Origin of the sequence: Frankia sp. Mgl5 (assembly GCF_023242985.1) — a bacterium.
Lineage (GTDB): Bacteria > Actinomycetota > Actinomycetes > Frankiales > Frankiaceae > Parafrankia > Parafrankia soli.
Genome location: NZ_JALKFY010000744.1, coordinates 1 through 2,298, shown reverse-complemented (window position 1 = coordinate 2,298; position 2,298 = coordinate 1). Strand labels below are relative to the sequence as shown.

Here is a 2,298-nt window from a genome sequence, read left to right as displayed (position 1 = left end):
CCCACGGCGCCCTGGCCGGGCTGCCCGAGGGGCCCTTCCGGCTGCCGGTTCCCCTCGCCGAGCGGGTCGGCAGCGTCATCGTGGCTCCGGGCACCGTCGAGGTGCCCCGGCGGGCCGACGGCCTCAACGCCGGCGGCGCCATCCAGGGCGGCCTCGTCGCGTTCGCCGCCGAGGAGGCAGCGACCTCATCCGCCCAGGGGCCGACGGCGCTGACCTCGCTCGGCATCCGTTACCTACGGCCGTTCTCGGTCGGACCGGCACGCGCGGTGGCCGACCGGCACGGCGAGGTGTGCCTGGTGCACCTCACCGACGCCGGGACCGGGAAGCTGGGCGCCGTCGCGACGGCCCGGCTCGCCGACACCAAACCGCGGTAGCCGTCCCGACCGGCGACAACAGGTCCGACCAACGACGACAGGCCTGACCGACACCCGGCGCGGCTGACCGGCGGCGGGCCCCTGACCTGCGAACGAATCCAACAACCGCAAAAGAACTAGATATTTTGCTACTCTGCCGGTCGTGCCACCGGAAGGACTGGTCATGGATCTTGACGAAGCGGGCAGCGTCTTCACCGACCCGACGGCGTACGCGGACGAGAAACGGTGGCACACCGCCACCGCGCTGCTGCGCCGCCACTCGCCGGTGCACCGGGTCGAGACGGCGGGCTTCGCACCGTTCTGGGCGGTCACCCGGCACGAGGACGTCATGACGATCTCCCGGGACGCGCAGCTGTGGCACAACGCGCCACGGACAGCCGTCAGCCAGGACCCGGCCGCACCCGCGCCGCCGATACGTTCGCTGGTACAGATGGACGCGCCGGACCACCCGGTCTACCGGCACATCAGCGCCGACTGGTTCAAGCCAGCCGGGGTCCGGCGACTATCCGACCGCATCACCCAGCTCGCCAGGCGCTACGTCGACCACATGGCGGAGCTCGGCGGCGAATGCGACTTCGTCACCGACATCGCCGCGCACTATCCCCTCTACGTCATCCTCTCCCTGCTCGGGCTGCCCGAGGAGGACTTCCCGAGGATGCTCACACTCACCCAGGAACTGTTCGGCTCCGACGACGTCGACCTCGCCCGCAACCCGGGCGACACCGCCGCCCTGGACACCCTGCTGGACTTCTTCCAGTACTTCCAGACAGTGATCGCAGGCCGCCGCGCGACACCGACCGACGACCTCGGCTCAGTGATCGCCAACGCCGCGGTCGGCGGCGAACCGATCGGCGAACTGGAGGCGGTCGGGTACTACGTCCTGATCGCCACCGCCGGGCACGACACGACGAGCGCGGCGATCTCCGGCGGGCTACACGCCCTCCTCGAACACCCGGACCAGTGGCGGCGCCTCGCCGCGGACCCGGGCCTGGTGCCCACCGCGGTCGACGAGATGATCCGCTGGGTATCCCCCGTCAAGCACTTCATGCGCACCGCCACCGAGGACACCGCCCTGCGCGGTGTCCGGATCTCGGCCGGGGAGTCGGTGCTGCTGTCCTACCCATCAGCTAACCGGGACGAGGACGTCTTCACCGACCCCGAAGCGTTCGACGTCGGCCGGACCCCGAACAAGCACGTCGGCTTCGGCTTCGGCGCCCACTACTGCCTGGGCACCCACCTCGCCCGGCTGGAGGGACGCGCCCTCTACACCGAACTGGTCCCCCGGCTACACAAGATCGAACTGGCCGGCACACCCGAATACATGCAGACCCTGTTCGTCGGCGGACCCAAACACCTCCCCATCCGCTACACGATCACCTGAACCTCACGCGCCGCCACGGACACCGACCCGAGCTCCTCCGGAGGCCAGGATGACCGAACCGGCGGGTGGACAACCGGAGTGGATCGTCGACGACCCCAACGCCGTCACCCCCGAGTGGATGACCGCCGCGCTACGCCGAGGCGGCACCGACACCGAGATCGTCGGGCTACGCCACGAACCCGTCGGGGGCGGCCAACTCAGCTCCAGCCACCGCTTCCACCTCGACATCCATCCCGACAGCCCCGACCCGGCGCCCGCCTCGGTGGTCCTCAAACTGGCCGCCGGCACCCCCGAAGGCCGCGCCCAGATCGCCCCCGGCTACCGCAGCGAGGTGGGCTACTACACCAGGTTCGCCCCCCACGCCCAGATCCGGGTACCACACTGCTGGAGCGCCGCCATCAACACCGACGGCCGCAGCTTCACCCTGGTACTCGAGGACGCGCACCCGGCACAGCCCGGCGTCCAGGCCGACGGCTGCGACACCCCCCAGGCCGAAGCCGCGCTACGCAACCTCGCCGGCCTGCACGGCCCGTTCTGGAACAA

1 protein-coding gene and 2 pseudogenes are annotated in these 2,298 nt (G+C 70.7%); all 3 read left to right on the top strand.

Going from position 1 to position 2,298, the window contains the following annotated elements:
- Positions 1–374, top strand: a pseudogene (locus MXD62_RS27295) (thioesterase); the annotation flags it as partial.
- Between the two features lie 163 nt (positions 375–537).
- Positions 538–1,755: a cytochrome P450 gene (locus MXD62_RS27290; RefSeq protein WP_248832267.1), complete on the top strand. Its 1,218-nt coding sequence runs from the start codon at positions 538–540 to the stop codon at positions 1,753–1,755.
- 49 nt (positions 1,756–1,804) lie between these two features.
- A pseudogene (locus MXD62_RS27285) lies at positions 1,805–2,298 on the top strand (aminoglycoside phosphotransferase); the annotation flags it as partial.